This is a genomic window from Sphingomonas sp. PAMC 26617 (genome assembly GCF_000242835.1).
GTDB lineage: Bacteria > Pseudomonadota > Alphaproteobacteria > Sphingomonadales > Sphingomonadaceae > Sphingomonas.
On record NZ_JH594426.1, the window covers coordinates 55,859 to 64,430 of the forward strand.

The 8,572-nt window shown below is 61.2% G+C and carries 7 protein-coding genes and 1 pseudogene; all 8 read right to left on the minus strand.

The genetic code is table 11. The annotated features are described in order from the left end of the window. Positions 1-133 precede the first annotated feature (133 nt). Positions 134-1,734 (minus strand): annotated as a pseudogene (tnpC, locus tag RH91_RS19155) (IS66 family transposase). A gap of 46 nt (positions 1,735-1,780) precedes the next feature. Beyond that, positions 1,781-2,128: an IS66 family insertion sequence element accessory protein TnpB gene (gene tnpB / locus RH91_RS19160; RefSeq protein WP_010164876.1), complete on the minus strand. Its 348-nt coding sequence runs from the start codon at positions 2,126-2,128 to the stop codon at positions 1,781-1,783. After that, positions 2,125-2,457 (minus strand): IS66-like element accessory protein TnpA, encoded by a 333-nt coding sequence (tnpA, locus tag RH91_RS19165; RefSeq protein ID WP_010164877.1) that lies wholly within the window; start codon positions 2,455-2,457, stop codon positions 2,125-2,127. Before tnpA ends, tnpB begins: the two co-directional genes overlap by 4 nt. Before the next feature lie 274 nt (positions 2,458-2,731). Next, positions 2,732-4,654, minus strand: coding sequence for a potassium transporter Kup (locus tag RH91_RS19170; RefSeq protein ID WP_232283600.1), 1,923 nt, complete (start codon positions 4,652-4,654; stop codon positions 2,732-2,734). Positions 4,655-4,789: 135 nt separating this feature from the next. Then, entirely contained in the window at positions 4,790-5,353 is a 564-nt protein-coding gene (locus tag RH91_RS19175; protein ID WP_010164881.1) for a DUF1003 domain-containing protein, read from the minus strand. Between the two features lie 3 nt (positions 5,354-5,356). Next, positions 5,357-6,274, minus strand: coding sequence for a L,D-transpeptidase family protein (locus RH91_RS19180; RefSeq protein WP_010164883.1), 918 nt, complete (start codon positions 6,272-6,274; stop codon positions 5,357-5,359). 189 nt (positions 6,275-6,463) lie between these two features. Continuing rightward, the gene (locus tag RH91_RS19185) at positions 6,464-7,654 is read right to left on the minus strand and encodes a YihY/virulence factor BrkB family protein (RefSeq protein WP_232283601.1); all 1,191 of its coding nucleotides are present in this window, start codon (positions 7,652-7,654) and stop codon (positions 6,464-6,466) included. 319 nt (positions 7,655-7,973) lie between these two features. Continuing rightward, positions 7,974-8,572: hypothetical protein (locus tag RH91_RS19190; protein ID WP_010164885.1), on the minus strand; the 599-nt coding region annotated here is incomplete at its 5' end.

The window sequence follows — 8,572 nt, forward strand, 5'->3', positions numbered from 1 at the left end:
GCCGTTCAGCCGGTGAAATACTTGCGGCGACGAGTTTGAACGCTGCGCTAACCCCGTCCCCGTCAAGAGGTTGTGGCCCGGGCGGCTTGCCCTTTACTCTCGCAGCATCGTAAGCATCCGGTGAGGACCGCGTTTACGCGGCCTTGAGCAGTTCTGCTGGTCGTCGCCAGTTCCAAGGTAGCAGTTCGTAAAGCTGGTTCTGCTGGATGTCGGCAATGCAAGCGAGGACATCGGCGAGCCAGGCTTGCGGATAGATGTCGTTGAGCTTGGCGGTGCAGATCAGCGTGTAGATGAACGCGGCGCTCGCCGCCGCGGTCGGAGCCTGCGAACAGCCACGCCTTCCTGCCGAGGGCCACGCCGCGCAGCGCGCGTTCTGCGGCGTTGTTGGTCAGGCAGATACGGCCGTCGTCGAGGAACCGGACGAACGCGGGCCAGTCCTTGAGCATGTAGTCGATCGCACCCGCGACCGGGTTGTGGCGTGCGAGCGCGGCACGCTGGGATCGCAGCCACTGCTCCAGGTCTGTGACGAGCGGGATCGCGATCTCCTGGCGCATGGCAAGCCGCTCCGCGATGGTGTTGCCGTTGACCGCGCGTTCGGCGTCGAAGATCTCGTCGATCCGCCTGACCGCTTCGGCCGCGATCGGCGAGATGACCGATGCACCCTTACGCCGCTTCAGCTGCGCGGCGACGTCGCCCAGCTCGAAGAACTTGCGCCTGGCATGTGCCCAGCAGAGTGCACGGGTGACTGGTGACGGCGACCGATCGGAGCGGAACAGGGTGTTGTAGCCGGCATAGGCGTCGGCTTGCAGGATACCGCCATAGCCGGTGAGATGTGCGACCGGATGTTCGGCGCGACGATCGCGCGAATAGCGGAACAGGGCAGCTGGCGGCGCAGGTCCTGCGAACGGTCGGTCATCGCGCACGTAGGTCCACAGGCGTCCGACATGGGCCTTGGTCTTCGCCAGCACCGGCACGGTCGTGTCATCGCCGTGGAGCCGCTCGGCGGCTAGAACGTGCGCCTCGATCAGCCGGTGGAGCGGCGAGTGCGGCCGCGCATGCCCCGACCTGGTTGGCGAGCGTCGACAGACTGATCTCCACGCCCTCCCGAGCATAGCGGTCGCGCTGACGGTTGAGCGGCTGATGCGTCCCGAACTTCTCGAACATGACTATCGCCAAAAAGCTCGGTCCGAACAGTCCGCGCGGCGTCGCATGGAACAGAGCTGGTGGCTGAGTGATGCCCTCGCACACGCGGCAGGCGAACCGCTCACGAACGGTCTGCACGACCTTCCACTGCCGCGGGATTATCTCCAGCGTCTCGGTCACGTCCTCGCCCAGCTTCGACAGCCGGTCCGACCCGCAGCAGGCGCAACTGGTCGGCGCGGCAACGACGACGCGCTCGCGCGGAAGATGCGCCGGCAACGGCTTGCGCGAAGGTCGCGTCCGGGTGAATGCCTCGACAGGGGTGCCGGCTGCGGTACGCTGGCCCAGAGCCTCTTCCTCGCCGGCGCTCGCCTCCAGCTCCTCCAGACCAAGCTCGAGCTGGTCGATCAACAACTGGCCGCGCTCGGAACGCTGCCCGTAAAGTGCCCGACGCATCTTCTCGTTCTGCAACTCGAGCAGAACCACCCGGGCCGCCAGATCGGCGTTGATCGCCTTCGCGCGGGCAGCTTCGGCCTCGGCATCCAGAAGTGCCGCGCGAAGCGCCGTGACATCGCTGAAGGGTGCCGCTGCCATGGCTTGAGGATAGCGAAAAAGCCTCGGAAAACCTAGCTTTTTAGCATCATCCAGCGGCCTGCGGACGCCACGTCATGCGCGGATTACGCCAGTCGATCGCTTCGAGCAGACACGCCATCTGCGACGCGGTGATCGCTACGACGCCGTCAGTTGCCGCAGGCCATATGAACCGTCCACGGTCGAGCCGCTTGGCATAGAGCGACATACCCACACCGTCATGCCACAGGACCTTGATCAGATCGCCGAGTCGTCCACGGAAGATGTAGAGATCGCCGGCATGCGGGTCGCGCTTGACCCCTTGCTGCACCAGCAACGCCAAACCGAACATCCCACGGCGCATGTCTGTGCAGCCGGTCGCGAGCCAGATCCGGACGTCGCTTCGGACCGGGATCATCGCCTGAGCGACCGCACCACAGCCGCCACCAATGCGGGCGGCGCATCGCTTGCGATCCGCACCACCGCCCCGCCGACCTCCAGTACTATCGTGCACCCCGCCGCGGGCTCAGGCTCGCCGCCGACCGTCACCGCCGCGAAGCCCTGCGACACCGGCTCGGCAAGATCGCGTCGCCACCGATAAAGCTGGCTCGGCCGCAGGTCGGCACGCCGCGCGATCTCCGCCACGCTCGCTCGCGGCTCGCAGGCCGCCGCCACCAGCGCCCGCTTCTGATCGTCCGTCCAAACCCGGCGCCGCTCCGCGCCCGAGATAATCGTGATCTGACTCATCGCACCATCGCCAACACCGGTGCAAACACCGTCGCTTGCACCAGTGCTACGTCAGCCAATCACCCGTTCCCGGCAAGGCGGTCCACACCGGAGGGCTACGCAGCATCTGTACGAGTGTGAGCAGCTCGCCGAGCGATCGACCGAGCCTAACAACCCACACGATCGCCAACGCATCGCTTTACCGGCGCGTAGCCAAGCGGTTCGGTCGGACCGGGGCTGGCCACGCTCTTGCCAGACATGATGGCGGTGAACAAACGGATGGTGCTCGCATAGGTCAGATTACAATCTCCATTCCGATCTCGACTGCCTGCCGCGATGGGATGCAGAACGATGAGCCGGTCGGCGTGGTGTTTCGCTGCATTGCTACAAATAGCTCTTCTCTCCATGGTGCCATACCTTTAACGTGAGCGCTGGCTACCACGGTCTCGTGGCCAATATAGTAGCTGATGTCGTCGAGCTCGGAAGACGGCACGCAGGTATTGGCGATCGCCAGACCGGCGGGAATGTCCAATTGCTCCATGAAGCCATATTTGATCACGACGCGCTGAAAGCCGTCAGCAAGACTTGTCACGCTAGTGCGGTCCGCGTCGAGAATGTGGGGCGTGCTTTGTGGAATGAGCGAAACGAGCAAGACACGTTCCTGGAGGGCTCGATTATGACGCAGATGCTGGGTCAGCGCCAACGGAATACCTGTCGGCGAGGCACTTAAAAACGCGGCAGCGCCAGGCATTCGGTGAAGACTTTCCTGCTTAAGCGATGCCAGAAAAGGTCCCTCATCCTCGCGCTGCACTGAGCGCACCGCTTCTACCAGGCCGAGACCCTCCCGCCAGGTCAGCATCAGGAAGGCAATGATGCCGGCGATGAGCAGAGGGAACCAGCCCCCTTCGATCAGCTTCGTCGCGTTTGCAGAGAAGAACACAAAGTCGACGAGCAGGAACGCCCCGTTGACAGCTAAGACCAGCAGAGGATTATATCCCCATTTGATCGCCACCAGCGCTGCCAGCATCGTCGAAATAACCATGAGCCCGGACACCGCTATGCCGTAAGCGCCGGCAAGCGCGTCGGAGGAACGGAAAACGAGGACGGCCGCTAGCGTTGCCGCGGCAAGCAGCCAATTCGCAAACGGGACGTAGATTTGTCCCTGCTCTTCGCTTGCGGTGTGTCGGATTTGCAGCCGCGGCAAAAATCCCAGCTGGATCGATTGCTGCGTGAGCGAAAATACGCCCGATATGATCGCCTGCGATGCGATCACAGTCGCAGACGTAGCGAAAATGACCAAAGGGTAGTGTGCCCAGCCAGGAGCCATCTGGAAGAAGGGATTGGCGGCGTTGGCGGGATGCATGGATACGTCGGCCGCCTGACCCAAATAGTTCAGCACCAGAGCTGGAAGACATATAGCGAACCACGCCAATCGGATTGGCAGGCGCCCGAAATGTCCCATATCGGCGTACATCGCCTCGCCGCCTGTAACCGCAAGGAAAACAGCGCCCAGCGTTGCAAACGTCACGCCAAGCGGCGCGTGTCCAACATAGGCGATGGCGGGCCAAGGTGTCAGCGCGATGAGGACATGCGGTTCACGACTGATCGCCGCGACGCCCATAATTGCAATTGCTGCAAACCAGGCGAGCATAACAGGTCCAAAGATCCGGCCAATAAAGCCCGTACCCTTGGACTGCACAAAGAAGAGCATGACGAGGATTGCGACGGTAATCGGAATGACCGCCGGCGCGAGACGCGGCGCATCGACCTTGACGCCTTCGACGGCGCTGAGAACCGATATTGCGGGCGTGATCGCACCATCCCCATACAACAAAGCGGCGCCGACCAGACCAATGACAAGCAGATAGCCGCGCCAGCTTCCCTTTTTTGCGTGGCGCGCATCGAGCAAGGCGAGCATGGCAACGACGCCGCCTTCACCCTCATTGTCAGCTTTCAGGATAAGAATCGCGTATTTTAACGAAACGACGATCACAAGGGACCAGATAATCAGCGAAGCAAGGCCAACCGCTGCCACCCCCGAGCTAAAACCGGCCCCAGAAGATGCCTGCAGAGCGACTTTAAAAGCATAGAGTGGGCTCGTACCGATGTCGCCATACACGATACCAAGGGCAGCAAGCGACATTGCCGCCAACCCGTTCGGTTGTGACGGCTTCAGACCACCCAAAGAACGTTGCTCGAAATTCAGTTCGATTGACACAGTTTCCTCCCGGACCGAAGCGACATTGTAATATTGGACTATCGTCACAGCCCTTAAGGACGGAATCCCAAAATGATTACTTAAACGCTAAGATAATTTACGCCGATCTGTTTTCGACAGAGTGTTGATTGATTGTCAGTCCGCTTGATCGTTGGACGTCGCCGCCTGAACCTTTTCGAGCGCTTCTAATGGATCCAAGGGTCGCCCCATATGGTCAGCCTCAACGTCAATACGCGACGCCAAAAGGGGGTTGTCGCGACGCTGTTCCTCCAGGAGCGCGATGATCTTAGTGGTCTTGCGTTCGCCGAGCATCGCAATCTGAAGCGTGAGCTGCGCCCGCTTCTCAGCGAGTGCTTCATCGTAGCGCTGCGTCGTCAAAATCAAGAGCGCCACGACCAGCGCGCCGATCGTCGCAAAGAACGCCAAATCAGGGAACGGAAACCTTTCAAGTACCTGCACCCCCAGTTGGTCGGCGATATAATTACCGATCATCCAAATGATAATTAAAGTAAGGATGAATGCGACAAAACTTGGCTTACCAAGCGCCGCAGTCACACGATTGGCAACCCGCTGCATGGTCGACGCCTGACGGTCATGCTCGACTTGCAGCTCGATGAGACGTTGAACTGTTGCCTCGACATGACCACTTACGGGCCCCTCGTGGGTCTCACCTGCCAGTTTATCTGGGTTGGAGGGCATGACCTATTTTTCAAAGATCGCCGGGGTGCCGGCCTTGACCATCAGTGACACGCGTGCGGCATCCCAATTTGTCATGCGAATACAGCCGTGGCTTTGCGTTCGGCCGATGTTTTGCGGCTCTGGCGTTCCGTGGATACCATAATGCGGCTTGGAGAGATCGAGCCAAACGATGCCTACCGGGCCGTTTGGTCCTGGCGGGAGGGTCGCTTTCTTTTCACCCTTCTTAGCATCCCAAAACAGTTTGGGATTAAAGTGGAACTCGGGATTGTACGAGGCTCCGAGCACCTTCCAATGCCCAATTGGCAATGGATCATGCTGACTGCCGGTCGTAACCGGAAATTGCGCGACAAGCTTGTTATTACCGTCGTAGACCGACAGGCTGCGTTTCGATTTCGATACGACGAGGTGGTCGGCTTGCGGCTGCCCTGACGCAACATTCAGTCCGGACAGGGTTTGCTTGTACCCATCGGGGAGGGCGGCCGGGTAGTCGTGCGCGGCGGTAGCGACATTTGGCACCTTGATCTTGGCACCCTCGCCAAGCCTCGTGCTGGGAGAGTTCAGCGCAACGAGCGTCACAGGCGTCGTATGGTAGCGTTCCGCAAGCATTTCCAAGATGCTGGCGTAGCCGAGCGTAGCAAGCTTTGCCTGATCGTCCTCACGCTTGGGCAAGGGCCCGACATAGGGGCCGACAATATCGCCATGAGCAAGCGTTATCTCCAGTTCTGGCGGCGGTCCGGCGAGCTTTGCGAGATCTGCGGTAGTGGCAGGATCAAGTACGCCGGTTGTTGGCAAACCGTGCATCTGCTGAAATCCCGACAGTGCCAACTTTAGCGTAAAGCCTTGCTTTCCATCGATTACGCCAGGCGAAAAGCCAAGACGATCAAGGATGACCTGCGCCTGCATGATCTTCGCGTCGAACATCTGATCAGAGACTCGCGGAGCGGCCCTCGCCGGAGCGGCCGCTGTAGCAGGGGGAATAGCAGGGGCTGGATCAGCCGGTGCTTTCTGAGGCGCCGGCGCGGGTTGCGCTTGCGCAGAACCCATACCCAGCGCGGAGGTGAGCAGGAAAATGACGGGTCGATTATAGAGGTGCATAGACAGTCTTTCGGCTCAACGCTTGAATTCATGATCAGGGGAGGACGAGGGCGGCGCTGCTGATGGCTGCCTCCCACACACCCATGCGAGAAGCGCGCCCGCGGCAAGCAGCGCCAGTCCCGCGGGCGTCCGCTCGCGTCGCTTGAGCAGGGCCAAACCGCCCGTCGTTAGGAGACTGGGTACAACGCCGACGGGATCGAGGCCGACAAGGGCGCCGGCCCACTGAGCTGCTCGACACGTCAAGAAATCCTTGGTCAGGCTCGACCGTGCGTTAGAGGTAACCACATGCTCCGGCACGGACTCACCGCGCGGGGTGGTCGCTGGTGGTTCGGCCCCTGCGACTGTGTCGGCGGAACGCGCTCCGCGCGATTCTAGCGGCTGTTCGGCACCAGTCGCGGTATCGTGCGCAGTTTGCTGCTCCAGCTCAGAATTTAGCTCCGCGCCCAGTAGCAGCACATAGGAAGAGAGATAGAGCCAAGTCAGCATGACGACCACCGCGCCGAGCGACCCATAGGTGGCATTGTAATTGCCAAATTTAGCAACGTAGATGCCAAAGCCGATAGTAAGCACAAGCCATGCCACAGCTGCGAATAGCGATCCGGGGGTCAGCCACACCCATTTAGCCGTCCGGCGGTTCGGCGCATAGCGGTATAGCGTCGCCGCGCCCGCCGCCCCGCCAAGCGCTACCAGAAGGTAGGAGAGAATCTTGCCAGCCACGAGGACGAAGCCTGGCGCGCCCGGGAACAGCGTTTCAAGGTGGCCAAGCGCGGCGATCGCCACCAATGCGATAATTGCGACGAGCACGCCGGCGGCCGTGATTGCCAACGCCAGCAGATTAAGACGGATGAAACTCCTGGTTTCCTTTTCCTCATAGGCGATGTTGAGCGCGGTCACGATCGAGGCAGCACCGTTGCGCGCGCCGAACAGCGCGAGTGCAAGCGCGAGTAGCAGTCCGAATCCCTTCTTGGTGCCCGATGTCTTGACGACGTTCATCAACTGCTCGCCGATCAGCTTGGCAGCGTCGGCCGGCATGACCGCGGCCAAGTTCTGCATATTCCGCATCACCGATGCGGGCTCGGCGATCAGACCGTAGCTAAGCACGATTGCGCCAAGCAGCGGCACAAGGGCTAGGAACCCATAGAACGATACGCCGGCGGCCACGAGGCCCGCATTGTCTTCGCCAGCTTCTTCCCACGTACGGGTCAATATGTCCTTCCACCCAGCGGTAGGAATCGCAAGCGGCGAAGTCGCTCTCCGACCACGCGCTGTATCGTCAGGATTGGACATGCGCGTGACGGCCATTGGCTTACCTTGCTCAGTGCAGCGGCGTGTTCATCGCCAAGGCGATGGTAGCGGGTGGCGAACGCCTGGCTAATTGGACGACACGGTCCAAACCGTCGTCATTGTCAGGAAAAGAACGATTACGCTGACCAGGAACAGCCCATGTTTAGTGCGGTCCACGCTGTTCTCCCGGCAGCCATGGCCGTGACGGCAGCGAGGCCGGCAACGGCCGGCCTCGCTGCCGTCAGTTGATGCCGTCCGATGGAGCGCCGCCCTCACCGCTAGCAAAATGCTTCTGTGCGCTTTGCTTTCCGGCATCGACCGCCTCGGACGCGACCTGCTTAACAGAATCGGCCAGCGACCCGCTCTTTAGATCAGCGACCACGTCGCCGATCGGCTTATCCGTCGTCAGTCCATGCGCCTGAGCACTGTCTTTGACCGCGCCGAGCGCCTCGTTAGCTACACGGCCACCACGATCCACCACGTCCTGCGCGAGATTGCGTCCTGCGGAGCGCAACCGATCAGCCGTCCCGCCAAGCGCATGCTGTTCCTCGTCGCTGGTTGGGATCAACGAGCCGGCGACGATGCCGACGATGGCGGCGACCGCGCCCAGCGCGAAGGGATTTCCGGTGACCGAGGCAAGCGCCTCACGCGTCGATTGTGCCATATTGCCTACTCCTTGTTGAACCGCTGCACCGCCGCGCTGCGCGCGGTCACCAAGATTGCCGGCGGCGTCGCTCGCATGTGCCGTCAGATCATGCGTGGTCTCGCGAACGCTTTGCGTTGCGGAGGCCATCGCGCCCTTGATCTTCTCTCCATAGCTTTGCGCCGTGTCGGAAGTGT